Source organism: Pseudoxanthomonas sp. SGT-18 (genome assembly GCF_003931645.1).
Taxonomy (GTDB): domain Bacteria; phylum Pseudomonadota; class Gammaproteobacteria; order Xanthomonadales; family Xanthomonadaceae; genus Pseudoxanthomonas.
Genome location: NZ_RRYJ01000011.1, coordinates 85,179 through 110,464, shown reverse-complemented (window position 1 = coordinate 110,464; position 25,286 = coordinate 85,179). Strand labels below are relative to the sequence as shown.

Here is a 25,286-nt window from a genome sequence, read left to right as displayed (position 1 = left end):
CCGTTGCCGCGGCGCGCGTGCGCGCCCGCCGGACCCGCGGACGGTGACCACCGTGCTGTCGCGCCACCGCCTGCGCCGGGTGCGCCGCTGGGCCGGATACCTGGCGGCCGTGCTGCTGATCGCGGTGGCGCTGGCGGTCGGCACCACCAGCCAGCTGCTGCCGCTGGCCGAGCGCCATCCGGACAAGGTGGCGGCCTGGCTCAGCGAGAAGGCCGGCCGCCCGGTGCAGTTCGACCAGGTGCGCACGCGCTGGACCCGGCGCGGCCCGCTGCTGCAGCTGGATGGCCTGCGCATCGGCGGCGGCGCCGACGGCGGCGGCGTGCAGGTCGGCCAGGCCGAGGTGCTGGTCTCGCTGTACGCCGGCCTGCTCCCGGGCCGTTCCTTCACCGAGCTGCGCCTGCGCGGCCCGGCCCTGGCCCTGCGGCGCGAAGACGATGGCCGCTGGGCGATCCGCGGCCTGCCGCTGGCCGACGGCGCGCCCCAGGCCGATCCGCTGCAGTACCTGGAAGGGCTGGGCGAGCTGCAGGTGATTGGCGGCCGCCTCGACGTCGAGGCGCCGCAGCTGGGCCTGCAGCTGCGCATCCCGCGCATCGACCTGCGCCTGCGCGTCGACGGCGCGCGGGTCCGCGCCGGTGCCCGCGGCTGGATCGATCCGCAGGCCGAACCGCTGGCCCTGGCCCTGGAGTTCGAGCGCAGCCGCGGCGATGGCCGCGCCTGGGCGCAGCTGGACGCGGCCGACCTGGCCGCCTGGGCGCCGTTGCTGGGCCAGGCCGGGATCACCCCGCAGGCCGGCAGCGGCAAGGTCCAGGCCTGGGCCGAACTGCGCGGCCGCCGCGTGGTGCTGGCGACCAGCCAGTTCGAGCTGCGCGGCGTGGAGCTGGCCGGAGCCCCGCTGGAAGGCCTCGGCCGTCCGCTGCAGCAGCTGGCCGGGCTGTCCGGACAGCTGACCTGGCGGCTGGTGGCCGGCGGCTGGCGCCTGGACGCGCCGCACCTGCACCTGGAGATGCCCGGCGGCGCGCAGCGGCTGGACGGGCTGGTGCTGGCCGGCGGCCAGCAGTACGCGCTGCGGGTGGACGAGGTCGAGCTGGGGCCGCTGCTGGCGCTGGCCGCGCTGTCCGACCGCCTGCCGCCGGAACGCCGCGCCTGGCTGCTGGAAGCGGCGCCGCATGCGCGCCTGGCCGCGCTGGAGCTGGCCGGCGAGCGCGGCGGCGCGCTGCGCCTGCAGGGCCGGCTGGAAGGCCTGGGCTTCGCCCCGGTCGGCCGCGCCCCCGGCCTGGAAGGCCTGTCCGGCAGCTTCGAGGGCGATGCCCAGGCCATCCACCTGGCGCTGGACCCCGCCACCCCGCTGCGCCTGGACTGGCCGGGCGGCTTCGGCGTGGCCCACGAGGTGCGCCTGGACGGCCACCTGCTGGCCTGGCGCGAAGGCCCGGGCTGGCAGGTCGCCACCCCGGACCTGGCGATCCGCGCCAGCGACTACGGCGCGCGCCTGCGCGGCGGCCTGCACTTCCAGGGCGATGGCACCCGGCCGTGGATGGACGTGGCCGCCGAACTGGACGATGCCGCGGTGCCGGCGGCCAAGAAGTTCTGGCTGCGCCAGTCGATGCCGCCGGCGGCGGTGCAGTGGCTGGACATGGCCCTGGAGGACGGCGTGGTGCGCGATGGCCGCGCGCTGGTGGCCGGCGACCTGGATGACTGGCCGTTCGTGCACGACAACGGCCTGTTCGACGCGCGCGGGCGGACCGAGGGCGGCCGTTTCCGCTTCCAGGCCGAATGGCCGGCGCTGGAATCGACCCAGGCCGAGGTTGCCTTTGTCGGCAACGGCTTCCAGGTGCGCGGCAGCGGCGAACTGGGCGGGGTGCCGGTGGAGCGCTTCGAGGCGGGGATCGCCGACTACGGCGACGCGCCGTTGCTGGTGCGCGCCAGCGCCCGCGCCGACGCCGGCCGCTTCGTCGAGCTGCTGCGCGCCAGCCCGCTGTACGAGGCCCAGGCCGAGACCCTGGACAACCTGCAGGCCTCCGGCCCGGCGCGGGCCAGCTTCGCGCTCAACCTGCCGCTGAAGCACGACCAGCCCGGGCGCCTGTCCGGCAGCGTCGAACTGGCCGGCACCCGGCTGGTGGAGAAGCGCTGGAACCTGGCCTTCGACGGCGTGCGCGGCGAGGTCCGCTACGACGGCAACGGCTTTACCGCCGGGGACCTTGCGGTCGCCTACGAAGGCCAGCCCGGGCGCCTGTCGCTGCGCGCCGGCCGCGGCCACGTGCAGGACCCGGCGCAGGCCTTCGAGGCCGAGCTGGCCGCGCCGATGGATGCCAGCCGCCTGCTGGCGCGCGCCCCGGAGCTGGACTGGATGCGCCCCTACGTGCACGGCCGCTCCGCCTGGATCCTGGGCCTGGCGGTGCCGGCCAATGCCCCGGTCGGCACCCCGGCGGCACGGTTGCGGCTGGATTCGGACCTGGCCGGAACCACCCTGGACTTCCCCGCGCCACTGGCCAAGCCGGCGCCGGCCACCCTGCCGACCCGGGTGCAGCTGGGCCTGCCGTTCGGCAGCGGCCCGATCGATCTGGCCTTCGGCCAGCGCCTTGCCCTGCGCGCGCGCCAGCACAATGGCGCCACCGGGGTGATGGTGACCCTGGGCAGCGCCGTGGTCGCCGGCGAGCCGCCGGCCAGCGGCATGGCCATCGGCGGCCACACCGCCGAGCTGGATGCGCTGGAATGGATTGGCCTGGCGCGCGGCGGTGGCGGCGACGGGCTGCCGCTGCGCCGGGTCGACGTGCTGGCCCAGCAGCTGTACCTGCTGGGCGGGCAGTTCGCGCAGACCCGGCTGCAGCTGGAACCGCGGGCCGGGATGCTGGCGGTGGAGGTGGACGGCCCGGCCCTGGCCGGCCACCTGCAGGTGCCGGATGCGGCGGGCGAGCCGGTGCAGGGCCGCTTCGCGCGGCTGCACTGGCAGCCGGTGGCGCGCGCGCAGGCGGAAGCGCCGGCCGCCGCGGCAGCGCAGACCACGCCCGCGGCCGACCCTGGTCCGACCGCCGCCGGGGCCGCCACGCCGGCTGCGGCGTCCGTGGCCGCTGCCGGCAACCCTGCCGCGGACCTGCCCGCGGCGCCGGAGCCAACGGCGCCGGAAAGCTTCGACCCGGCCGCGGTACCGCCGCTGGCGATCGAGGTCGAGGACCTGCGCTACCGCGGCGCGCGCCTGGGCCGCGCCAGCCTGCGCACCACACCGGTGGCCGACGGCATGCGCCTGGAGCGGCTGCAGCTGCGCGCCGACTGGCAGCAGGCCGACATCAGCGGCGAATGGACCGGCCGCGGCGCCGACGCACGCACCCGGCTGCAGGTGGACGTGCGCAGCGAGGACATGGGCCGGCTGGTCTCGGCCCTGGGCTATGCCGACTTCCTCGCCCGCGGCGAGGGCACCCTGCGCCTGCAGGCCGGCTGGCCCGGGCCGCCGGACGGTTTCAGCCTGGGCGCGCTGGAGGGCAACCTGCGCATCGACGTGCGCAATGGCCAGCTGCTGGAGGTCGAGCCCGGCGCCGGCCGCGTGCTGGGCCTGCTGAGCGTGGCCCAGCTGCCGCGGCGGCTGATGCTGGACTTCCGCGACTTCTTCTTCCGCGGCCTGGCGTTCAACCGCCTGGAAGGCCAGGTACAGGTGGGCGGCGGCCATGCCGCCACCCCGGACATGCTGATCGACGGCCCGGCCGCCGAGATCCGCATCCGCGGCCGCACCGACCTGGTGGCGCAGCAGTTCGACCAGACCATCGACGTCCAGCCCAAGTCCGGCAACCTGCTGACCGTGGTCGGCGCGGTCGCCGGCGGACCGATGGGCGCGGCGGTCGGCGCCGCGGCCAATGCCGTGCTGGGCCGGCCGCTGGGCGGCATCGCCGCGCGCACCTACCACGTCAGCGGGCCCTGGAAGGAGCCCCGGGTCGAGGTGGTGGAGCGCGAGCCGGCGGCGGGCGCGCCGGCCGGTGGCGCGCCGACGCCCCCCGAACCCGCCGCGCCAGGCACGGCGGGTCCCGACCTGGCCCGCTGAGCGCCGGCGCCAGGCCGGATCCGGCCGCCCCCGTCCGCGGCGGCCACCTGCCTGGGTGGCCGCCGGACATCGGCGGTGCAGGGCCCAGGTGTCATCATGCACACCCCTGGCTTGCCCTGGCCGGCGACCGTCCCCATCCAGCCACCATGACCGAATCCTCCCTGACCCTCGCCCAGTCCCGCCTGCTGCAGCCCGGCGGGCTGGATCCCGCCGCCCTCGACCGCGCCTTCGGCACCCTGCTGGGGCCGGGCATCGACTTCGGCGACCTGTACTTCCAGCACAGCCGCCGCGAGAGCTGGACGGTGGAGGACGGCATCGTCAAGGACGGTGCCCACTCGATCGAGCAGGGCGTTGGCGTGCGCGCGATCTCCGGCGAGAAGACCGGCTTCGCCTATTCGGACGACATCAACGCCGAGGCCCTGCGCCTGGCCGCCGGTTCGGCCCGGGCGATCGCCCGCGACGGCCGTGCCCACGCCCCGCGCCAGCTGGTGCGCAGCGGCGGCCACGCCCTGTACCCGGCGCTGGACCCGGTGGACGGCATGCGCAACGAGGACAAGGTCGAGCTGTTGCGCGCGCTGGACCGCCTGCTGCGCGCCGCCGACCCGCGCGTGCAGCAGGTCACCGCCAGCCTGTCCGGCGGCGTGGACACCGTGCTGGTGGCGCGCAGCGACGGCGTGCTGGCCGCGGACGTGCGCCCGCTGGTGCGGCTCAACGTGCAGGTGATCGTCGAGCACAATGGCCGCCGCGAGTCCGGCTACGCCGGCGGCGGCGGGCGCTATTCCTACGAGGAGCTGTTCGCCGGCGGGCGCCCCGAGCGGCTGGCGCGCGAGGCCCTGCGCCAGGCCTTGGTGAACCTGGAGGCGGTGGACGCCCCGGCCGGCACCATGCCGGTGGTGCTGGGCGCCGGCTGGCCGGGCGTGCTGCTGCACGAGGCGGTCGGCCACGGCCTGGAGGGCGACTTCAACCGCAAGGGCACCTCGACCTACGCCGGCCGCATCGGCCAGCGCGTGGCCGCCCCGGGCGTGACCATTGTCGACGACGGCACCCTGGAAGGCCGCCGCGGCTCGCTCAACATCGACGACGAGGGCGAGCCCACCCGCTGCACCACCCTGATCGAGGACGGCGTGCTGGTCGGCTACATGCAGGACAGCCTCAATGCCCGGCTGATGGGCATGGCCCCGACCGGCAACGGCCGCCGCGAGTCGTTCGCGCACCTGGTGATGCCGCGCATGACCAATACCTACATGCTCGCCGGCCGGCACGATCCGCAGGAAATGATCGCCTCGGTGAAGCGCGGCCTGTACGCGGTCAATTTCGGCGGCGGCCAGGTCGACATCACCAGCGGCAAGTACGTGTTCTCGGCGACCGAGGCCTACCTGATCGAGGACGGCAAGGTCACCGCGCCGGTCAAGGGCGCGACCCTGATCGGCAACGGCCCGGAGACGATGCAGAAGGTGCGCATGGTCGGCCACGACCTGGCGCTGGACGAGGGCGTGGGCATCTGTGGCAAGGACGGGCAGAGCGTGCCGGTCGGCGTCGGCCAGCCCTCGCTGCTGATCGACGGCCTGACCGTCGGCGGGACGCGGGCGTGATGGCCCGCGCGTGAGGCCGGCGATGCAGGACGCAGGCGCGTGGCGGCGCGGTCAGTCGTCCTGGCCGGGCTCGAAGCCGGCGTCGTCGAACTCGAGCTCGTCGTCGACGGAGGCCGCGGCGTCCGCGCCGTACCCGGCCGCCTCGCCGGCGGCCGCGCCGCCCAGCAGCGCCTTCAGTTCGCGGAACAGCTCGCGGAACGCGCGCGGCGGCTTGTTGCGCTTGCGCTCCTCCAGCGTGTTGCGCACCAGGGTGCGCAGGCGCTGGCGGTCGGCGTGCGGATGTTCGTCCAGCAGCTGGCCGAGGGCGGCGTCGCCTTCCTCCAGCAGCCGCTCGCGCCAGCCTTCCACCCGGTGCATCAGCGCCACCTCGCGGCGCGCGGCCACGCCGTCCTCGTCCAGCGCGTCGCGGATCGCGTCCAGCGCGGCCTCGTCCTCGCGCCGCATCTGCTTGGCCAGGAACGCCAGCTGGCGCTTGCGCGCGATGTGTGCGGTGATCTTCCGGGTCTGCTCGATGTGCGGCAGCAGGTCCTCGGGGATGGGCAGCTTCGACAGCTGGGTGGGGGTCAGGCCGGCCAGCTTCTCGGCCAGCTCCAGCACGCCCAGCGCTTCGCGGCGCTTCTGGCTGCGGCTGGGGGAAAGGTATTCGCCGGTTTCTTCGTCGCGTCCGCGCATGGGGTGGGGGCTCGTTCGGATGGGCGCGATTCTACCCGCATGGCCACCGGCGCCATGCATCGCCGGCGCCGGGTGCGGCCCGGCACACTATCGGATTGCCTGTTGAGGATGGGAACGTGAACGACATCGTGCGCAACGACGACAGCCAGCAGCGGCTGGACCGCCTGGCCGAGATCTCGCAGCGGCTGCTGGCCCGCGCCCGCGCGCTGGGCGCCAGCCAGGCCGAGGTCAGCTGCAGCGAGGAGCGCGGGCTCAACGTGTCCGTGCGCATGGGCGAGGTGGAGACGGTGGAGTCGTCCAACGACCGCGGCATCGCCGTGACCGTGTACTTCGGCAAGCGCAAGGGCAGTGCCAGCACCGCCGACCTGCACGAATCCAGCCTGGAGGCCACGGTCGAGCAGGCCTGCGCGATCGCCCGCCACACCGAGGACGACGAGGCCGCCGGCCTGGCCGACCCGGAGCTGATGGCGCGCGAATTCCCCGACCTGGACACCTGGCACCCGTGGCGGCTGGACGCGGACGAGGCGGTGGAACTGGCCTTGGCCTGCGAGGCCGCCGGGCGCGAGGCCGACCCGCGCGTGGCCAATTCCGATGGCGCCTCCTTCGGCAGCGGCGAGAGCCTGGCGGTGTACGCCAACAGCCACGGCTTCGTCGGCCGCGAGCGCGAGACCCAGCATTCGCTGGGCCTGGCCCTGATCGCCGGGCACGGCGAGGCGATGCAGCGCGACGGCTGGTACAGCATCGGCCTGGCGCGCCAGGACCTGGAAAGCCCGGCGGCGATCGGCCGCCGCGCCGCCGAGCGCGCGGTCTCGCGCCTGGATCCGCGCAGCGTGGCCACCGGCGAATACCCGGTGCTGTTCTCCGCCGAGGTCGCCCGCTCGCTGGTCGGCCACCTGCTGGGCGCGGTCTCCGGCGGCGCGCTGTACCGCAAGGCGAGCTTCCTGCTGGACAGCGTCGGCACCCGCCTGTTCCCGGAATGGCTGTCGATCCATGAGCGTCCGTTGCTGCCGCACGGCCTGCGCTCGGCCGCGTTCGACGCCGACGGCGTGGCCACCCGCGACAACCCGCTGGTGGTCGACGGCGTGCTCCGCCGCTACGTGCTGGGCAGCTACTCGGCGCGCAAGCTGGGCCTGCAGACCACCGGCAACGCCGGCGGCGTGCACAACCTGGAGGTCTCGGCCAACGCCGGCACCCTGCAGGACATGCTGCGCGGCATGGGCCGCGGCCTGCTGGTCACCGAGCTGATGGGGCAGGGCGTCAACCCGGTGACCGGCGACTATTCGCGCGGCGCGGCCGGGTTCTGGGTGGAGGACGGGCAGATCGCGTTCCCGGTGGACGAGCTGACCATCGCCGGCAACCTGCGGACGATGTTCGCCGCGGTCGAGGCAGTGGGCAGCGAGGTCGACCCGCGCTCGCACATCCGCACCGGCCCGATCCTGGTCGGGAAGATGACCGTGGCCGGCGGGGACTGAGCCGCGCGCGGCGCGGCGGGAGGATGGGCGCGGCCGGCACGGATTGCTATCCTTCGGCCGCTTCACCCATTGCACCGTGCGGTGCCTTTCCGACTACTTACAGGGGAAAAACGAATGAACGACTACAACAGCACCGCGGTGAGCGCCGACGAGCGCCTGTGGGGCCTGTTCGCCCACCTGTCCACCTTCATCGGCCTGGTCATCCCGCTGGGCTCGCTGCTGGGTCCGCTGGTGGTGTGGCTGATCAAGAAGGACACCATGCCCTTCGTCAACGACCAGGGCAAGGAAGCGCTGAACTTCAACATCACCGTGCTGATCGCCGCGGTCGTCTCGGGCGTGCTGACCCTGGTGCTGATCGGCTTCCTGCTGCTGATGGTCGTGGCCCTGGGCTGGATCGTGCTGTCGATCATCGCCGCCATGGCCGCCAACCGCGGCGAGGCCTACCGCTATCCGTTCACCCTGCGCCTGGTGAAGTAAGCGCCGGCGCGCGAGCACCAATGCAAAGGGCCCGGCAACGCCGGGCCCTTTGCTTTTTCCGGCCTGCGATGGCGCGGCCTTCAGTGGTTGCGGCGCACCGCCAGCTCGCCGAGCGCCTGCAGCAGGTCGCTGCCGCCGCCCAGCCCGGCCAGCGCGGCCTGCATCTGCAGCGCCAGCTGCTCCAGCTTGGCGCGCGCGCCGTCCACGCCCAGCAGGGCGGGGTAGGTGGACTTGGCCTGGGCCACGTCCTTGCCCGCGGTCTTGCCCAGGGTCTCGCTGCTGGCCTCGATGTCCAGCAGGTCGTCGCGCACCTGGAAGGCCAGGCCCAGCGCGTCGGCGTAGCGGTCCAGCTGCTGCAGGGTCGGCTCGTCGGCGCCGGCACCCAGCGCGCCCATGCGCACCGCGGCGCGGATCAGGGCGCCGGTCTTGAGCGAGTGCATGCGCTGCAGCGCCTCCAGCGGCAGCTGGCTGCCGGTGGCGTCGATGTCCAGGGCCTGGCCGCCGCACATGCCGCGCGCGCCGGAGGCGCGCGCCAGTGCCTGCATCCAGGCCGCGCGCAGCGCGGCCGGCGCCTGTGCCTCGGCCAGCGCCTCGAAGGCCAGGGTCTGCAGCGCGTCGCCGGCCAGGATCGCGGTGGCCTCGTCGAAGGCCACGTGCACGGTGGGACGGCCGCGGCGCATGTCGTCGTCGTCCATCGCCGGCAGGTCGTCGTGCACCAGCGAATAGGCGTGGACCAGTTCCACCGCCGCGGCCGGGGCGTCCAGCAGTGTTTCGTCCGCGCCCAGCGCGGTGCCGGCGGCGTACACCAGCAGCGGGCGCATGCGCTTGCCGCCGCCGAGGGTGGCGTGGCGCATGGCCGCGTGCAGGCGCCGCGGCTCGGCGGCATCGTCCGGGAGCAGGCGTTCGAGGGTGGCTTCGGTGCGCGCGGCCCAGCGCCTGAAAACCTCAGGCGCCATCGTCGGCGCCGAACGGCTGGGCGTCCTCGGGACGGTCGGGGTCGGAGAGCAGGCGCACGCGCAGCTCGGCCTGCTCCAGCGCGCCCTGGCAGCGGCGGTACAGGCCGACCCCGCGCTCGTAGGCGGCCAGCGAATCCTCAAGGCTCATTTCGCCCTGTTCCATCTTCTCGACCAGCTGCTCCAGCTCGTCCAGCGATTGCTCGAACCGGGCGACGGGGGAGGCGTCGAGGGCATCGTTCTTCGGCATGCGGCAAGTGTGCGCGGTGGGGCGGAAGGGGTCAACGCGGCGCGCGCGGCGGCTGCCAGCGCAGGACCAGGGCGTGCGCTTCCAGCCACTGCTCCAGCGGGGCGGCCAGGACGATGTCGGCGGCCGCCAGCACGCTGCCGCCGGCATCGCACAGCAGCGGCAGCTGCGCGCGCCGCCACGGCGGCACGCCACGTTCCTGCAGCAGGTGCTTGAGCGCGTGCGAATGCGCGCGGCCGCGCAGGCGGATGCGCTCGCCGCCGCGGCGCGCGCGCGCCAGCAACGGCGCCGCGAACGCGGCCTGCGCCGGCTGCCCGGTGGCATCGGCCAGCCACAGGCGGCCCCCGTCCGGCAGTTCCAGTGGCGCGCGGCCGTCCCACCCGGCCTGCCAGTGGGCGGGCAGCGGCGCGCGCTCCACATCGGCATGCAGCAGCCCGCGCCAGCGCAGCACGCGCGCGCCCGACCAGGCGAAGCGTGCCCCGGCGTCGGGCCGTGCCGGCAGCAGCTCGCGCTCGATCCGTTCCACCCCGCGCGCCGGCAGCGGCGGCAGGCCCAGACCGCGGATCCACGCCCGCAGCAGGCGCGCGCGGCGCGCGGCGGGCAGGGCCTGCAGCGGTTCCACCGGCAGCACCTGGCCGTCGTCGCCGGCAAGCTGGTCCAGCAGGGCCGCGTCGTCGGCCCGGAGCAGGGCGTCGGCCTCGGCGCTCAGCGTGGCGCTGCGGGCCAGGGCCGCGGCCGCGTGCGGCCAGCGCCGGCGCAGCAGCGGCAACACTTCCAGGCGCAGGAAATTGCGCTCGGCCTCGGCCAGCGCATTGCTGGGGTCGTCGATCCAGCCCAGGCCGTGGGCGCGGGCATAGGCCTCCAGCGCCTGGCGCGGCAGCTGCAGCAGCGGCCGCCAGTGCCAGCCCCCGCCGAACCGGCGCAGCGGGCGCATCGCGCCCAGGCCCTCCGGACCGGAGGCGCGCAGGGCGCGCAGCAGGAAGGTCTCGGCCTGGTCGTCCTGGTGGTGGGCGGTGGCCAGCACGCCGCCGCGCGGCAGGGCCGCGGCCAGGGCGGCGTAGCGCGCCTCGCGCGCGGCCGCTTCCAGGCCCAGTCCGGCGTCCAGCGCCGGCGCCACCCGGCGCACCTCGCAGGGCACGCCCAGCGCCGCGGCCACCTCCAGGCAATGCGCGGCCCAGGCATCGGCCTGCGGTTGCAGGCCGTGGTGCACGTGCACGGCGCGCAGGCCACGGGCGCGGAGCGCCGGCTCCGCGGCCAGGCGGTGCAGCAGCACGGTGGAGTCCAGCCCGCCGCTGAAGCCCGCCAGCAGCGGGCCGTCGCATTCCGGCGGCAGGTCGGGCAGCGGCAGGCGGTCGGGCATGGCCGCTATCGTACGCGGCGGCCCGGGCCGGGCCGCCGCCGTGGCTCAGGCCGCCTCGTAGGCGCCGTAGCCGTGCAGGCGCTGGTAGCGGCGCTGCACCAGCTGCTCGAGCGGCAGCTTCTCCAGTTCGTCCAGCTGGTTGAGCAGCACCGCCTTCAGCCGGCGCGCCATCTGCCGCGGGTTGCGGTGGGCGCCGCCGGTGGGCTCGCGCACCACCTTGTCGACCAGGCCCAGGCTGTGCAGGCGGCGCGCGGTCAGGCCCAGCTGCTCGGCCGCATCCTTGGCCTTGGCCGCGTCCTTCCACAGGATCGAGGCGCAGCCTTCGGGCGAGATCACCGAGTAGGTGCTGTACTCGAGCATGATCGTGCAGTCGCCCACGCCGATGGCCAGGGCGCCGCCGGAGCCGCCTTCGCCGATCACGGTGCACACCACCGGGACCTTCAGTTCGGCCATCTCCAGCAGGTTGCGGGCGATGGCCTCGGACTGGCCGCGCTCCTCGGCGTCGATGCCTGGCCAGGCGCCGGGGGTGTCGATGAAGGTCAGCACCGGCAGGCCGAAGCGCTCGGCCAGCTTCATCAGGCGCAGCGCCTTGCGGTAGCCCTCGGGCTTGGGCATGCCGAAGTTGCGGCGGATCTTCTCTTTGGTGTCGCGGCCCTTCTGGTGGCCGATCACGACCACCGCGCGGCCGTCGATCCGGGCCAGGCCGCCGACGATGGCCTTGTCGTCGGCGAAGGCGCGGTCGCCGGCCAGCTCCTGGAACTCGTCGCAGATGATCTGCACGTAGTCCAGGGTGTAGGGGCGCTGGGGGTGGCGGGCCATCTGCGAGACCTGCCACGGGGTCAGGTCGCGGAAGATCTGCGCGGTGCGGAGCCGGAGCTTGTCCTGCAGCGCCTTGACCTCGGCGTCGACGTTCACCGCCGGGCCGGTGCTGGCATTGCGCAGTTCCTGGATCTTGGCCTCCAGGTCCGCGATGGGCTGCTCGAAATCGAGGTAGTTCGGATTCATCCGTTGTCCGGCGTGCCGGGTAGTACAGGAAGGCGGGGAGTGTAGCCGAACACACGTGATTGGACCGGACCGTACGGTATGGGGCTCAGGCCGCCTGTGGCATCCGCGCCACCGCCTTGATCTCGAAACGGAAGCCGTACAGCCACTCCACGCCGATGCCGGTGAGGGCCGGATAGGGCGGCCCGCCCCAGTACTCGGCGGCGACCTGCCAGGCGCGCTCGAAGTCGCGCTCGGCGTCGACCATGAACACGGTCACGTCGACCACGTCCTCGAAGCTGCAGCCGGCCGCGGCCAGCACCGCCTCCAGGTTGGCGAAGGCGCGTCGCACCTGCCGTTCCAGGTCCGGCTCCGGCGAGCCGTCCTCGCGGCTGCCCACCTGCCCGGACACGAACAGCAGGTCGCCGGCGCGTACCGCCGCCGAGTAGCGGTTGCGTGTGTACAGGTCCTGCCGTCCTTCGGGGAATACCGCCACGCGGGTTGCCATCGTCGTTGCTCCATCGGTGGCCGTCCGGGATGGATGGCCCGCGGTCACTGTAGGAAGCCGGCCCCGGCGGATATACCGCGCAGCCCCGGCCAGACTGTTTGTAAAATCCGAACAATCCACGCCACCTGACGGGCCCATGGACCGTTTCGACGCGATGCAGGCCTTCGTCCGGGTTGCCGAAACCGGCAGCTTCACCCGCGCGGCGACCGACCTGGGCCTGGCCCGGGCCACCGTGACCCAGCTGGTGCAGCAGCTGGAGGCACGGCTGCGGGTGCGGCTGCTGGACCGCACCACCCGGCGGGTGACCCTGACCGCCGACGGCAGCGCCTTCCTCGAGCGCGCGCTGCGCCTGCTCGCCGACCTGGACGACGCCGAGACCGGACTGCCGGGCCAGGCCGCCGCCGCCCGCGGACGCCTGCGGGTGGACATGCCGAGCCCGCTGGCGCGGCTGGTGGTGGTGCCGGCGCTGCCGGCGTTCCACGCGCGCCATCCGGAGATAGAGCTGGTGCTGGGTGCCAGCGACCGCGTGGTGGACCTGATGGGCGCCAATGTCGACTGCGTGGTCCGTGGTGGCGAGCTGGCCGACGGCTCGCTGGTGGCACGCCGCCTGGCGCGGCTGGCGCTGGGCGTGTACGCCGCTCCGGCCTATCTGGAAAGGCATGGCACCCCGGCGCATCCGGGCGAGCTGGAAGGCGCCGCGCACCGTAGCGTGGGCTTCCTGTGGGCCAGCAGCGGCCGCCCGCTGCAGCCGGTCCTGCGCCGCGGCACCGAGCAGGTGCAGGTGCGCGCCCGGCCGCGGCTGGCCGTGGACGACGGGAATGCCTACCAGGCCGCGGTCCTGGCCGGGCTGGGCGTGGCCTGGATGCCGCGCTACATGGCCGACGCGCATGTGGCGCGCGGCGAGCTGGTGGAGCTGTTCGCGGACTGGCGGCTGGCGCCGATGCCGCTGTCGCTGGCCTGGCGTCCGCGACCGCAGGTCGGGGCGCGCCTGCGTGCCTTCATCGACTGGATGGTGGAACTGATGGCGCCGTACGACGCCGGCTGAGGCTCAGTTGACCCAGGGCCGGCCGATGGCGACCTTGACCGCGCGCACCACCGGCAGGCCGCGCAGCGCGTCCAGCAGCGGCGGCGCCACCCGCACCGAGTTGCCACCGTTGAGGTCGAGCACGCCGGTGGCGCCCTGGCCCTTGCCGCCGACCTGCACGTGCAGGCGCAGCGGGGTGGGGCCGGGGCGGTGGCGGGCCAGCACCTCGTCGACCCGGTTCCAGGCGCGCGGGTCGCGCAGGTCCAGGCGCAGGGCCAGGCGCTGGGCGTGGTTGGCGCACAGCTGCTCGAAGTCCCAGGCCTGCTTCAGGCGCAGGCTCCAGCCGCCGTTGAACTCGTCCTCGCGCAGGCCGCCCTGCACGACCAGCACGCGGTCGCGCACCAGCAGGCTGGCCATCTCCGCGGCGGCCTCGGCGAACACGCCACACTCCAGCCGGCCGCGGCCGTCCTCCAGCTGCACGAACACCTGGCTGTCGCCCTTGCGGCGCAGGCCCACGACCATGCCGGCCACCACCACCTGCACCTCCGGGCGCCAGCTGCGCTTCTCGTTGGCGCCGCTGGTGCCGGCGGCCCACAGCTTGTCCAGGTCGCCCAGGTCGTTGCCGACCAGGGCGCGCACGTCCTCGCGGTAGGGGTCGAACGGGTGGCCGCTGAGGTAGTGGCCGAGGGTCTCGCGTTCGCCGTCCAGCTTCTGCCGCAGCGGCCACTCGGCGCATTCGGGCAGGTCCAGCTGCAGCGCCGGGCCGGCGTCGGCCGAGGGCAGGCCGAACAGCGAGGTCTGGCCGGCGGCGGCTTCCCTGGCCATCTGCTCGGTGGCCTTGAGCACTTCCGGCAGCTGCAGCATCAGGGTGGCGCGGTTGCGGCCCAGTGCGTCCAGCGCGCCGGCGTTGATCATCGCCTCCAGCGCGCGGCGGTTGAGCTTGGTCGAGTCCACCCGGCGGCAGAAGTCGAGCAGGTCGCGGTACTCGCCGCCCGCCTCGCGCTCGGCCACGATCGCCTCGCACAGGCCGCGGCCCACGCCCTTGATCGCGCCCAGGCCGTAGCGGATGGTGTCGGCGCTCACCGCCTCGAACATGTACGGCGAGTCGTTGACCGTCGGCGGCAGGATGGTCAGGCCGAGGTTGCGCGCCTCGGCCAGGAAGCCGACCACCTTGTCGGTGTTGTCCATGTCCGAGGACATGGTCGCGGCCATGAACTCGGCCGGGTAGTGCCGCTTGAGCCAGGCGGTCTGGTAGGAGACCAGCGCGTACGCGGCGGCGTGCGACTTGTTGAAGCCATAGCCGGCGAACTTCTCCATCAGGTCGAAGATCTCGTCGGCCTTCTTCTCGTCGACGCCGCCCTTGGCCGCACCCTCGCGGAACATCTCGCGGTGCTTGGCCATCTCCGCCGGGATCTTCTTGCCCATCGCGCGGCGCAGCAGGTCGGCGCCGCCGAGCGAGTAGCCGCCGACGATCTGCGCCATCTGCATGACCTGCTCCTGGTACACCATGATGCCGTAGGTGTCCTTGAGGATGGCCTCGGTGCGCGGGTCGGGGTAGACGATCTCCTGCTGGCCGTGCTTGCGCGCGTTGAAGTCCGGGATCAGGTCCATCGGGCCCGGGCGGTACAGCGACACCAGCGCGATCAGGTCCTCGAAGCGGTCCGGGCGCGCGTCCTTCAGCAGGCGGCGCATGCCCGAGGATTCGAACTGGAACACCGCGCCGGTGTTGCCGCTGGCGAAGATGTCCTTGTAGGTGGCCTCGTCGTCCAGCGGCAGCGCGGCGATGTCCAGCGGCGGGATGCCGGCGCGCTCGTGGCGGCGGTTGATGGCCTTCACCGCCCAGTCGATGATCGTCAGCGTGCGCAGGCCCAGGAAGTCGAACTTCACCAGGCCCACTTCCTCCACGTCGTTCTTGTCGAACTGGGTGACCGGGTTCTTGCCCAGGCCGTCGTGGTCGTGTTCGGCGAACAGCGGGCAGAAGGTGTACAGCGGGGCCGGCGCGATCACCACGCCGCCGGCGTGCTTGCCGGCGTTGCGGGTCAGGTCCTCCAGCTGGCGCGCCAGGTCGATCAGGTCGCGCACTTCCTCCTCGGACTGGTAGCGCTGGATCAGCTCGGGCGAGGCCATTTCCTCGTCCTTGCCTTCGCCCATCGCGTCCTTGAGGGAGATGCCGAGGATGTTGGGGATCAGCTTGGCCACGCCGTCGACGAAGCCGTACGGGAAGCCCAGCACGCGGCCGGCGTCGCGCACCACGGCCTTGGCCGCCATGGTGCCGTAGGTGATGATCTGGCTGACCCGCTCGCGCCCGTACTTGCGGGCGACGTAGTCGATCACCTCGTCGCGCCGGTCCATGCAGAAGTCGATGTCGAAGTCGGGCATCGACACGCGTTCCGGGTTGAGGAAGCGCTCGAACAGCAGGTTGTAGGGCAGCGGATCGAGGTCGGTGATCTTCAGCGCCCAGGCCACCAGCGAGCCGGCGCCCGAACCACGCCCCGGGCCGATCGGGATGCCCTGGTTCTTGCCCCACTGGATGAAGTCGGCAACGATCAGGAAGTAGCCGGGGAACCCCATCTTGATGATGGTGTCCAGCTCGAAGTCCAGCCGCTTGAAGTAGTCCTCGCGGGTCTTGCCCGGCGCCAGCGGGTTCTTCGCCAGGCGCTCCTCCAGGCCTTCGTAGGCCTGCTTGCGGATCCAGCTGTCCAGGGTCTCGTCGTCCGGCACCGGGTAGGCCGGCAGCGCGTACTTGCCCAGGGTCAGTTCGAGGTTGCAGCGGCGCGCCAGCTCGACGGTGTTGGAGATCGCGTCGGGGATGTCGGCGAACAGCGCGGCCATCTCCTCCGGCGACTTCAGGTACTGCTCGGGGCTGTACTCGCGCGGGCGCTTGGGATCGTCCAGCACCCGGCCGGAAGCGATGCACACGCGCGCCTCGTGCGCGTCGAAGCCGGCGCGGTCGAGGAAGCGCACGTCGTTGGACGCCACCACCGGGATCCCGCGCGCCGCCGAGGCGTGCAGGGCGAAGCTGTTGAACGCCTCCTCGCCGTCGCGCCCGGTGCGGGTCAGCTCCAGGCACAGGTTGCCGTCGAAGTCGCGCTGCCAGTCGGCCAGCTGCTGCTGGGCCAGGTCGTGGCGGTTCTCCAGCGCCAGGCGGCCGGCCAGGCTCTCGCGCCCGGCCAGCAGGATCAGGCCGCTGCCGCACTCGCGCACCCATTCCGGGCGCACGGCAACGCCGCCCTCGGGGCGGTGGCCTTCCATCCAGGCCCTGGTGAGCAGCTTGGACAGGTTGAGGTAGCCGCCGTGGTCGCGCACCAGCGCGGTCAGCCGCCACGGGGCCTCCCCGGGGGCGGTGGCCACCATCAGGTCGGCGCCGGCCACCGGCTTGATGCCCACCGCCTCGCACGCCTTGTAGAACTTGATCAGCGCGAACAGGTTGTTGAGGTCGGTGACCGCCAGCGCCGGCAGCCCCAGCTCCACCGCCCGGCTCAGCAGGTTGGGCCGCTTGGCCTTGGCCGGGTCCGCCTGGTCCGGTTTCTCGGGCACGCGGATGATCGAGTCCGCAAGCGAGTACTCGGTATGGATATGGAGGTGGACGAAGCCGGACATGCGGCGGTCAGGGTACCGGGGGGGCAGGGGGCCAACAAGGCTTGACGCCGGGGCCGCGGCGCGGACCGCAGGCGCGGCGGGCTCCGGCGGGGGGCAGACCGGACGGGGGGGATCGGCGATCATCGCCGCCTCCGATCCATGGAATGGAGTCCCACGTGACCGCAACCGACCTGCGTCCACTCGCACCCGGCGAGCGCAACCCGACCCTCGATGCACTGCGTGGCACCGCGCTGCTGGGCATCCTGCTGATGAACATGGAGGGCTTCAACGGCCCGATGCTGGCGGCCGGCAGCGGCCTGGACCCGAGCCTGGCCGGCGCCGACCGGGCGGTCGACGCGCTGGTCTATTTCTTCGTGCAGGGCAAGTTCTTCACCCTGTTCTCGCTGCTGTTCGGCATGGGCTTCATGGTCATGTCGCAGCGCGCCGAGGAGGCCGGGCGTGCGTTCGCCGGCCTGTACCTGCGGCGCATGGGGGTGTTGCTGTGCATCGGCCTGGCCCACGGCGTGCTGGTCTGGTCCGGCGACATCCTGCTGGCCTACGCCCTGCTGGGCATGCCGCTGCTGCTGGTGCGCAACGCCCCGCCGCTGTGGCTGGCGCTGCCGGGCGTGCTGCTGTTCCTGGCCGGCCCGGGCATGCTGCTGCTGTACGCGCTGGCCCTGGCCGTCTCCGGCCCGGCCATGCAGGCCGCCATCGACCAGCAGATGGCGCCGATGGTGGAGCTGGTCGCCCGCGCCAGCGAGGTCTACGCCCACGGTAGCTGGGGCGAGGCGGTGGCCGTGCGCGCCACCGAGGTGGCGGTCAGCCTGTCCGGCCTGCCGCTCATGGGCGGGGCGGTGCTGGGCATGTTCCTGGTCGGCGCGGCGCTCGCGCGCAGCGGCGCGCTGGCCACCCCGGAGCGCTTCCCGCGGCTGTTCGCCCTGCTGCGCTGGGGGCTGATGCCGCTGGGCGTGGCGGTCATGGCCGGGTCGATGGCGATCAATCCCGGGGCGAGCTTCGGCCAGTTCAACGCGCGCATCGGCCTGGCCCAGGCCCTGGGCCTGCTGGCCGGCGGACTGATGTGCATGGGCTACGTGGGCTGGCTGGTGGCCCTGTTCCGCAGCCGCGCCGGCGCCGGCCTGGCGCGCTGGCTGGCCCCGGCCGGGCGCATGGCGCTGACCAACTACCTGCTGCAATCGGTGGTCTGCACCCTGGTGTTCTACAACTACGGCCTGGGCTACTTCGGGCAGATGCCCCGCGCCTGGCAGGCGGTGTTCGCGTTGGTGCTGTTCGTGCTGCAGGTGCTCCTCAGCCACGTCTGGCTGGCGCGCTTCCGCTTCGGACCGATGGAGTGGCTGTGGCGCTCGGCCACCTACCTGCGCGCGCAGCCGATGCGCCTGCGCGCGCAGCCCGCGGCCGGCCACGCCTGACGACCGTCCCGTCCTCCGCCGTCGTCCCGGCCCGGGGCCGGGACGCGGCGGCATTGCTTCCGCGCGCACGCGCCTGCCGCTAACCTCGCGCCACTCACCAGGAGCGGGTCATGGACAAGGTCGCGGCCGCGGGCCGGCGCAAGGGCAGGATCGTCCAACGCGGCGCGGCCGCACGCTGGCTGCTGGCCGCATGCATGGCACTGGCGGCCACCGCCGCCGCCGGCACGCCCGACCCCGCGGCGCCGGTCGCCGCGCCCGGCACCTCCTGCCCGCAGCGCGATGGCGACACCTCCCGCCCGCGCGTGGGCCTGGCCCTGGGCGGCGGCGGCGCGCGCGGCGTGGCCCACCTGGGCGTGCTGCGCAAGCTGGAGGAACTGGGCGTGCCGGTGGACTGCATCGCTGGCACCAGCATGGGCTCGCTGGTCGGCGGCCTGTACGCGGCCGGGGTGCCGCTGGAGGAGATGGAACAGCTGGTCCTTGAAGCGGACTGGAAGCAGCTGTTCGACGACTCCATCCCGCGCCGCGAGCGCAGCTACCGGCGCAAGCAGGACGACCGCGAAGGCCTGGCCACCTTGGGCCTGGGCGTGGGCGCGCGCGGGGTGCGGCTGGCGCCGGGGGTGCTGCAGGGCGAGCGCATCCTCTCCCTGTTCCAGCGCAAGACCCTGCACGTGGCCGCGGTGCGCGACTTCAACCGGCTGCCGATCCCGTTCCGCGCGGTGGCCACCGACCTCAACACCGGGCAGCCGGTGGAACTGGGCGCCGGCAGCCTGGCCCAGGCCATGCGCGCCTCGATGTCGCTGCCGGGCATCTTCCAGCCGGTGCGGATCGATGGCCGTGTGCTGATCGACGGCGGCATCGCCGAGCAGGTGCCGATCGACACCGTGCGGCGCATGGGTGCCGACGTGGTGGTGGCGGTGGACGTGGGCACCCCGCTGATGGAGCTGGACAGCGATGCCAGCGTGCTGCAGGTGGTCTCCCAGCTGACCGGCATGCTGACCGTGGGCAATACCCGCGACTCGACCTCGCGCCTGCGCGAGGGCGACGTGCTGGTGGTGCCCGGGCTGGGCGAGGACGTGGCCACCGGCGACTTCGCCAAGGCCGCCGAGGCCCTGCGCATCGGCCGCGAGGCCGCCGAGGCGGCGGCCGCGCAGCTGGCCGCGCTGCCGCGCTGGCAGGCCGCGCCGCCGGCAGTGCCGGAGGCCGAGGCCCCGGCGCGGATCGACTACGTGCGCCTGGAGAACGGCAGCCGCTACGACGACCAGGTGCTGGCGGCGATCCTCGACATCCCCACCGGCCAGGCACTGGACGCCGACCACCTCGAGCGCGCGACCCTGCGCGCGTACAACGAGGGCACCTTCGCCAGCGTCACCTACGAGGTCGAGCGCAACGCCGACGGCCTCACCGGGGTGGTGGTGCGCGCGCGGGAGAAGCCGCAGGGCCCGAACTACCTGCAGGCCGGCTTCCGCACCGTCACCGACTTCAGCGGCACCAACGAGACCAGCCTGCGCCTGGCCGTGCTGCGCTCGCCGGCCACCGCCTACGGCGCCGAGGCGCGCGCCCTGGTCGGGGTGGGCAGCGACCCGGAACTGCAGGGCGAGTACTACCACCCGTTCGACCCGCAGGCGCGCTGGTACCTGTACGGCCGCGCCGGCGCGCGCCGGACCACGGTGCCGGTGTTCGAGCGCGGCAACCGCCTGGCCAGCTACGAGGCCAAGGTCGCCAGCGCCCTGCTGAGCCTGGGCCGCACCTTCGGCCGCTACGGCGCCGCCGAGGTGGGCGTGGAGCGCAGCGTCGGCGAGGCGCAGGTGGAAGTGGGCGACCCGGCGCTGCCGGACGTGGACGTGGATGCCGGCAGCTGGTACGCGCAGCTGGCGGTGGACCGCCTGGACAGCCTGTACTTCCCGCGCGAGGGCCACTGGTCGCGCCTGACCTACCGCCGCAGCGCCGGCTGGCTGGGCGGCGACGCCCGCTTCCAGGAGGCCGGGCTGGACGTGCTGGCGGCGATGCCGTTCGGCCGCCACGCGGTGCAGGGTTCGCTGGCGTACCACGCCACTCTGTCCGGCGAACTGCCGCTGCACCTGCGCCACCGCCTGGGCGGACGCGGGCGCCTGGCCGGCTTCCACTACAACGAGCTGGCCGGCGAACACTATGCGGTGCTGATGGCCGGCTACAGCTACCAGCTGGCCTCGTTCTTCCGCCGCTCGGCGGTGGCCGGGGCCACGCTGGAGTACGGCAACGCCTGGGAACGCCGCGGCGACATGCGCCTGGGCGACGGCATCTGGAACGGCAGCCTGTACCTGGGCTTCGACTCGGCGATGGGGCCGATGCTGTTCGGCTACGGCCGCCGCGAGGGCGGCGAGGCGGTGCTGTTCCTGGAGATCGGCAAGCCGTTCTAGCGGCGGTTGCGGCGGCAACGACGCGCCGCAGGCGCGGCGCGCCGGCGTAGACTTGCGCGGGTGAACAACCCCGACGACGTCCTCATCCTCGGTGGCGGAGCCATCGGCCTGGCCACCGCGCTGTCGCTGCTGGAGGCCGGTCGCGGGGTGCGGGTCCTGGAGGCGGGCCGCGTCGGCGGCGCCACTTCGCACGGCAACTGCGGCACCGTCACCCCCAGCCATGCGCCGCCGCTGGCCGCGCCCGGCGTGCCCTGGCGCGCGCTGCGCTGGATGCTCAGCCCCGATGCCCCGCTGTACCTCAAGCCGCGCCTGGACCCGGAGCTGTGGCGCTGGCTGCTGCACTTCGCCCGCCGCTGCAACCAGCGCGACTGGATGCAAAGCGCGCGTGGCCGCGCCGCGATCCTGCGCGACTCGCGCGCGCGCCTGGCGCAGTGGATCGAGCGCTACGGCCTGGATTGCCAGTTCACCGCCTCCGGCCTGGACTACGTGTTCCGCGACCGGCGCAACTTCGAGGCCTACGTGGCCGAATGCGGGCCGCTGGCGGATATGGGCATCGCCACCGAAGTGGTCGACGGGCCGGACTACCTGCGCCAGGAGCCATCGCTGCGCGAAGGCGTGGTCGGCGCGATCCGGTTCCCCGACGACGCCCACCTGCGCCCGGACCGCTACACCGCCGGCCTGGCGCGCGCGATCCGCGAGCGCGGCGGGTTGATCGAGGAGCAGGCGCCGGTGCGCGCGCTGCTGCCCGATGCCAGCGGCGCCAGCGTCGAGCTGGAGGACGGCAGCCGCCGCCGCGGCCGCGAGGTGGTGGTGGCGATGGCGGCCTGGACCCCGCGGCTGCTGCGCCCGCTGGGCGTGCGCCTGCCGATCCAGCCCGGCAAGGGCTACTCGATCACCTACGGTCCGCAGGCCGGCGCGCCACGGCGCCCGCTGGTGCTCAAGGACCGCCAGGTGTTCGTCACCCCCTGGGTGGACGGCTTCCGCCTGGGCAGCACGATGGAGTTCTCCGGCCAGGACACCAGCCTCAATCCGGTGCGCCTGGGCGCGCTGGAACGCGCCGCGCGCGAGTACCTGCGCCAGCCGCCGCCGGCCCAGGCGGCGCTGGAGAAGTGGTACGGCTGGCGGCCGATGACGTACGACGACCTGCCGGCGCTGGGCCGCGCTCCCGGCCATCCTCACGTCTGGATCGCGGCCGGGCACGGCATGCTGGGCATCAGCATGAGCGCGGCCAGCGGCCAGCTGGTGGCCGACCTGGTCACCGGCCGCACGCCCGCGATCGATCCCGCGCCCTACCGGGTCGAACGCTTCCAGTAGAGGAGGAGCCATGAGCCAGACCGCCGTCCACCGCCCGCAGGCCGGGTTCGACCTGGTGGTGATCGGTGGAGGCTCCGGCGGGCTGGCCGGCGCGTTCGCCGCCGCCGCGCACGGGGCGCGGGTGGCGCTACTGGAGCCGGGCGAACTGGGCGGCACCTGCGTCAATGCCGGGTGCGTGCCGAAGAAGGCGATGTGGCTGGCGGCCGGGCTGGCCGAGCGCATGGCCCTGGCCGCCGACCTCGGCTTCGACCTGCCGCAGTCGCCGCCGGCGCTGGACTGGCCGGCCTTCATCGCCCACCGCCAGCGCTACATCGCCGGCATCCACGCCAGCTACCGCCGCCGCCTGGACGCGGCCGGCATCGCGTTGATGCCCTGCCGCGGCCGCCTGCGCGACGCACACACCGTGGACACCGACACCGGCGTGCGCCTGCGTGCCGGGCGCGTGCTGCTGGCCACCGGCGCGCATCCGCTGCGCCCGGACATCCCCGGCGCGGAACTGGCCGGGGTGTCGCACGATTTCTTCGAGCTGTCGCAGCTCCCCGCGCACGTGGCCCTGGTCGGCGGCGGCTACATCGCGGTGGAACTGGCCGGGGTGCTGCAGGCACTGGGCAGCCGGGTCGAGGTGTTCGCGCGCGGCCCGCGCCTGCTGTCGGGCATGGACGCGGAAGTGGTGGCCACGCTGCAGGCCAACATGCAGGCGCGCGGCGTGCGCCTGCACCTGGAGGCGCCGGTCAGCGCGCTGCACGCGACCGGGGGCGGGGTGCGCGTGGTGCACAAGGGCCAGGAACAGGGCGTGGTGGCGGAGGTGTTCGACCGCGTGCTGTTCGCCACCGGGCGCCGGCCCAATACCGCCGGCCTCGGCCTGGAGGAAGCCGGGGTGGAGCTGGGCGGGCACGGCGAGGTGGTGGTCGACCAATGGCAGGACACCTCGCTGGAGGGCGTGCACGCCGTGGGCGACGTCACCGGCAGGCTGGCCCTGACCCCGGTGGCGATCGCCGCCGCGCGCCGGCTGATGGCGCGGCTGTTCGGCGGCCAGGCCGACGCGAAGCTGGACTATGCCGACGTGCCCACCGTGGTGTTCTCGCATCCGCCGCTGGCCACCGTGGGCCTGACCGAGGAACAGGCGCGCGAGCGCTACGGCGATGCGGTGCGGGTGCATGCCAGCAACTTCCGGCCGATGCTGACCGCGCTGGCCGACTCGCCGCAGCGCAGCCTGTTCAAGCTCGTGTGCGTGGGCGAAGAGGAGCGGGTGGTGGGCATCCACCTGCTGGGCGAGGCGGTGGACGAGATCCTGCAGGGCTTCGCGGTGGCGCTGAAGCTGGGCGTCACCCGCGCCCGGCTGCACCAGGTGGTGGCGATCCACCCGACCTCGGCCGAGGAGCTGGTGCTGCTCTGACGGTGCGCGCACGCGCCTACAATCGGCGCATGGACGACATCTTCCACCTGCACCAGGGCGACGCGCCGCTGCTGATCAGCCTGCCGCACGACGGCAGCGAACTTCCCGCCGACATCGCCGCGCGCCTGACCGACAGCGCCCGCCGCGTGCCGGATACCGACTGGCACGTCTCGCGCCTGTACGCCTTTGCCCGCGAGCTGGGCGCCTCGATCATCCGCCCGCGCTACTCGCGCTACGTGATCGACCTCAACCGCCCGCCGGACGACGCCTCGCTGTATCCCGGCCAGAACACCACCGGCCTGTGCCCCACGGTGCAGTTCAGCGGCGAACCGGTGTACCAGCCCGGCGCCGAGCCGGACCAGGCCGAGATCGCCCGCCGGCTGGAGGCGTACTGGCGCCCGTACCACGACAACCTCGACGCCGAGCTGCAGCGCATCCGCGGCCAGCATGGCCGGGTGGTGCTGTGGGAAGGGCATTCGATCCGCGGCCGCCTGCCGTACCTGTTCGAAGGCGCGCTGCCGGACCTCAACCTCGGCACCGCCGGAGGCCACAGCTGTTCCCCGGCCCTGCGCCAGCGCCTGGAAGAAGTGCTGGCCGCACATCCGCAGTACAGCCACGTGGTCGACGGCCGCTTCAAGGGCGGCTACATCACCCGCCACTACGCCGCTCCGGAGACCGGCGTGCAGGCGGTGCAGCTGGAACTGGCCCAGCGCACCTACATGGACGAGGACAGCTTCGCCTACGACCCTGTACGCGCCGAGGCGCTGCAACAGGTGCTGCGCGCGCTGCTGCAGGCGGTGCTGGCATGAGCGGACGCGGCCCGGCCCTGGCCGCTGCGGCCGGCGAGGGCGCGGAGGAACCGGCGCCAGCCCGGCCCGCGGCCGCCACCGCGGGCGGGGACGACGCACGCAAGGCCCGCGCGCGGCAGCGCTGGGGCCTGCTGTATGCCGCGCTGGGCGCCGTCCTGTTCTCGGGCAAGGCGATCATCGTCAAGCTCGGCTACCGCCATGGCGCCGACGCGGTCACCCTGCTGGCGCTGCGCATGCTGGTGGCGTTCCCGTTCTTCCTGCTGATGGGCGCATGGGCGACCCGGAGCGCACGGACCACGCTGCACCGCGGCCACTACCTGAGGATCCTGGTGCTGGGGTCGCTGGGCTATTACCTGGCCAGCTTCCTGGACTTCGCCGGACTGGCCTACATCACCGCCACCCTGGAGCGGCTGATCCTGTACCTCACCCCGACCCTGGTCCTGCTGATCGGCTGGCTGGCGTTCGGCCGCCGCCCGGGGCGGCTGCAGTGGATCGCGCTGGCGGTGAGCTACGCCGGCGTGGGCCTGGCCTTCGGCCACGACCTGATGGCCGGCGGCGAGGGCATCGTGCTGGGTGGCGTGCTGGTGTTCGGTAGCGCGCTGACCTATGCGCTGTACCTGGCCGGCAGCGGCGAACTGGTGGGCAAGGTCGGCGCGGTGCGGCTGACCGCGCTGTGCAGCTCGGTGGCCTGCCTGCTGTGCATCGGCCAGTTCCTGCTGCTGCGGCCATTGTCGGCGCTGGACCTGCCGGCCGAGGTGTACTGGCTGTCGCTGGCCAACGGCACGCTGTGCACGGTGGCGCCGGTGCTGCTGGTGATGCTGGGGATCTCCCGGGTCGGCTCCGGCCATGCCTCGCAGATCGGCATGCTCGGCCCGGTCTCGACCATCGTGCTGAGCCTGCTGCTGCTGGACGAGCCGATGGGCGCCTGGCAGGTGGCCGGCACGGTGCTGGTGCTGGGAGGCGTGCTGCTGGTCTCCCGCGCTCCGGTGGCACGCCGCACGGCCTGATCTTCCCCACGCCGGCCTGCAAAGGCTTTGCGTAGCCCGGGCAAG

Annotated in this window: 18 protein-coding genes; 11 read left to right on the top strand and 7 right to left on the bottom strand. The window is 73.7% G+C overall.

The window, feature by feature from the left end; genetic code table 11:
- Nucleotides 1-43 precede the first annotated feature (43 nt).
- Nucleotides 44-4,027 (top strand): YhdP family protein, encoded by a 3,984-nt coding sequence (locus EIM47_RS14060; RefSeq protein ID WP_125077265.1) that lies wholly within the window; start codon nucleotides 44-46, stop codon nucleotides 4,025-4,027.
- Between the two features lie 146 nt (nucleotides 4,028-4,173).
- Nucleotides 4,174-5,619 (top strand): metalloprotease TldD, encoded by a 1,446-nt coding sequence (gene tldD / locus EIM47_RS14055; RefSeq protein ID WP_019397501.1) that lies wholly within the window; start codon nucleotides 4,174-4,176, stop codon nucleotides 5,617-5,619.
- 51 nt (nucleotides 5,620-5,670) lie between these two features.
- Here tldD and yjgA read toward each other — a convergent pair whose 3' ends face one another.
- Nucleotides 5,671-6,291: a ribosome biogenesis factor YjgA gene (gene yjgA / locus EIM47_RS14050; RefSeq protein WP_019397500.1), complete on the bottom strand. Its 621-nt coding sequence runs from the start codon at nucleotides 6,289-6,291 to the stop codon at nucleotides 5,671-5,673.
- Nucleotides 6,292-6,407: 116 nt separating this feature from the next.
- Between yjgA and pmbA the strand changes: the two genes are divergently transcribed.
- Together pmbA and EIM47_RS14040 are read left to right on the top strand one after the other, a co-directional pair.
- Entirely contained in the window at nucleotides 6,408-7,763 is a 1,356-nt protein-coding gene (pmbA, locus tag EIM47_RS14045; RefSeq protein WP_028915566.1) for a metalloprotease PmbA, read from the top strand.
- 114 nt (nucleotides 7,764-7,877) lie between these two features.
- Nucleotides 7,878-8,240: a DUF4870 domain-containing protein gene (locus tag EIM47_RS14040; RefSeq protein ID WP_019397498.1), complete on the top strand. Its 363-nt coding sequence runs from the start codon at nucleotides 7,878-7,880 to the stop codon at nucleotides 8,238-8,240.
- An 80-nt stretch (nucleotides 8,241-8,320) separates the two neighbouring features.
- Here the strand turns inward: EIM47_RS14040 and EIM47_RS14035 are convergent, their stop codons facing one another.
- The 5 genes from EIM47_RS14035 to EIM47_RS14015 all read right to left on the bottom strand — a co-directional run bounded on the left by EIM47_RS14035 (nucleotide 8,321) and on the right by EIM47_RS14015 (nucleotide 12,289).
- Nucleotides 8,321-9,196 carry a farnesyl diphosphate synthase gene (locus EIM47_RS14035; protein ID WP_028915567.1) on the bottom strand — a complete coding sequence of 292 codons (876 nt, stop codon included), beginning with the start codon at nucleotides 9,194-9,196 and terminating at the stop codon, nucleotides 8,321-8,323.
- Nucleotides 9,186-9,443, bottom strand: a complete 258-nt coding sequence (locus EIM47_RS14030) for an exodeoxyribonuclease VII small subunit (RefSeq protein ID WP_019397496.1) — start codon at nucleotides 9,441-9,443, stop codon at nucleotides 9,186-9,188. The genes EIM47_RS14035 and EIM47_RS14030 overlap by 11 nt, the downstream gene beginning before the upstream one ends.
- A gap of 31 nt (nucleotides 9,444-9,474) precedes the next feature.
- Entirely contained in the window at nucleotides 9,475-10,800 is a 1,326-nt protein-coding gene (gene tilS / locus EIM47_RS14025; protein ID WP_125077264.1) for a tRNA lysidine(34) synthetase TilS, read from the bottom strand.
- A gap of 45 nt (nucleotides 10,801-10,845) precedes the next feature.
- A complete protein-coding gene (locus tag EIM47_RS14020; protein ID WP_028915569.1) occupies nucleotides 10,846-11,805 on the bottom strand; it encodes an acetyl-CoA carboxylase carboxyltransferase subunit alpha in 960 nt (319 codons plus the stop codon).
- Nucleotides 11,806-11,890: 85 nt separating this feature from the next.
- On the bottom strand, nucleotides 11,891-12,289 hold the full coding sequence (locus tag EIM47_RS14015; protein WP_019397773.1) for a RidA family protein: 399 nt from the start codon (nucleotides 12,287-12,289) through the stop codon (nucleotides 11,891-11,893).
- A 136-nt stretch (nucleotides 12,290-12,425) separates the two neighbouring features.
- On the opposite strand from EIM47_RS14015, the gene EIM47_RS14010 reads away from it, so the two are divergent.
- Nucleotides 12,426-13,334 (top strand): LysR family transcriptional regulator, encoded by a 909-nt coding sequence (locus tag EIM47_RS14010; RefSeq protein WP_013535876.1) that lies wholly within the window; start codon nucleotides 12,426-12,428, stop codon nucleotides 13,332-13,334.
- 3 nt (nucleotides 13,335-13,337) lie between these two features.
- On the opposite strand, the gene dnaE is transcribed toward EIM47_RS14010, so the two are convergent.
- Complete coding sequence (gene dnaE, locus EIM47_RS14005) at nucleotides 13,338-16,913, bottom strand: DNA polymerase III subunit alpha (RefSeq protein ID WP_125077263.1); 3,576 nt, start codon at nucleotides 16,911-16,913, stop codon at nucleotides 13,338-13,340.
- Nucleotides 16,914-17,068: 155 nt separating this feature from the next.
- Here dnaE and EIM47_RS14000 point away from each other — a divergent pair, with 155 nt between their 5' ends.
- The 6 genes from EIM47_RS14000 to EIM47_RS13975 all read left to right on the top strand — a co-directional run bounded on the left by EIM47_RS14000 (nucleotide 17,069) and on the right by EIM47_RS13975 (nucleotide 25,241).
- Nucleotides 17,069-18,319, top strand: coding sequence for a DUF418 domain-containing protein (locus EIM47_RS14000; protein WP_205948730.1), 1,251 nt, complete (start codon nucleotides 17,069-17,071; stop codon nucleotides 18,317-18,319).
- 110 nt (nucleotides 18,320-18,429) lie between these two features.
- Complete coding sequence (locus EIM47_RS13995) at nucleotides 18,430-20,715, top strand: patatin-like phospholipase family protein (RefSeq protein ID WP_125077261.1); 2,286 nt, start codon at nucleotides 18,430-18,432, stop codon at nucleotides 20,713-20,715.
- A gap of 60 nt (nucleotides 20,716-20,775) precedes the next feature.
- Entirely contained in the window at nucleotides 20,776-22,029 is a 1,254-nt protein-coding gene (locus EIM47_RS13990) for an FAD-dependent oxidoreductase (RefSeq protein ID WP_125077260.1), read from the top strand.
- Between the two features lie 10 nt (nucleotides 22,030-22,039).
- Nucleotides 22,040-23,425 carry a glutathione-disulfide reductase gene (gene gorA, locus EIM47_RS13985; RefSeq protein WP_125077259.1) on the top strand — a complete coding sequence of 462 codons (1,386 nt, stop codon included), beginning with the start codon at nucleotides 22,040-22,042 and terminating at the stop codon, nucleotides 23,423-23,425.
- A gap of 29 nt (nucleotides 23,426-23,454) precedes the next feature.
- Nucleotides 23,455-24,234: an N-formylglutamate deformylase gene (gene hutG / locus EIM47_RS13980; protein WP_028915575.1), complete on the top strand. Its 780-nt coding sequence runs from the start codon at nucleotides 23,455-23,457 to the stop codon at nucleotides 24,232-24,234.
- The gene (locus tag EIM47_RS13975; RefSeq protein WP_125077258.1) at nucleotides 24,231-25,241 is read left to right on the top strand and encodes a DMT family transporter; all 1,011 of its coding nucleotides are present in this window, start codon (nucleotides 24,231-24,233) and stop codon (nucleotides 25,239-25,241) included. The genes hutG and EIM47_RS13975 overlap by 4 nt, the downstream gene beginning before the upstream one ends.
- The last annotated feature ends 45 nt before the right edge of the window (nucleotides 25,242-25,286 follow it).